Consider the following 509-nt stretch of genomic DNA (forward strand, 5'->3'; position numbering starts at 1 on the left):
CTCTTTTCATTTTTTTATCCTTAATGGCACTGCGCTGTGCCTTGTAATACAGAGGTTGTAGGTTCTGAATCCGGTGTACTGAAAGCAAACTGACATTGTTGATCTGCCTGATTTCCCCAGCGTACAGTCCAGCTTTGTGATTTACTCGATATCCCAGAGAGATATAGTATGCCGCCCTCATCGACGATACTTTGTTGCCCTGTATCCTCGTTACTGGCAAGAGCGCCAAAGGGCAACGGTTTACCGTTGCGATCGCTGACTGTAACAAGTACGCGATAACCGATATTGGCGTTGAAACGCGCCGCTACCATTGCACCTCTGTTGGCACCACAAACTGTGTTGTTTGTTCAAGATCGACGTTATCGGGCAGCTGCGTAGTATCTACCGAGAGACGGTTTTCCTGATAAGTTGTGAGATAAGGAACCACTGCATAGCCAAAAGGATCGGTAGCAATCCCCGGATAGTTTTGTATCCTCACGCCAGATGCTCCGTTAGCATCGATAAGCGCA

The 509-nt window shown here is 47.7% G+C and carries 2 protein-coding genes; both read right to left on the reverse strand.

Annotation, left to right across the window (positions count from 1 at the left end):
- Positions 1 to 20 precede the first annotated feature (20 nt).
- On the reverse strand, positions 21 to 311 hold the full coding sequence (locus K0039_RS24970) for a FimD/PapC C-terminal domain-containing protein (protein WP_228106820.1): 291 nt from the start codon (positions 309 to 311) through the stop codon (positions 21 to 23).
- The coding region (locus K0039_RS24975; protein WP_228106821.1) for a fimbria/pilus outer membrane usher protein at positions 305 to 509 on the reverse strand (205 nt) is incomplete at its 5' end. The genes K0039_RS24975 and K0039_RS24970, both read right to left, overlap by 7 nt.

Origin of the sequence: Terrisporobacter mayombei (assembly GCF_020748465.1) — a bacterium.
GTDB classification, from domain to species: domain Bacteria; phylum Bacillota; class Clostridia; order Peptostreptococcales; family Peptostreptococcaceae; genus Terrisporobacter; species Terrisporobacter mayombei.

Excerpts from the sequence above, each read along its gene's own strand:
- K0039_RS24970 (WP_228106820.1), bottom strand. The coding sequence starts at position 311 with ATGGTAGCGGCGCGTTTCAACGCCAATATCGGTTATCGCGTACTTGTT.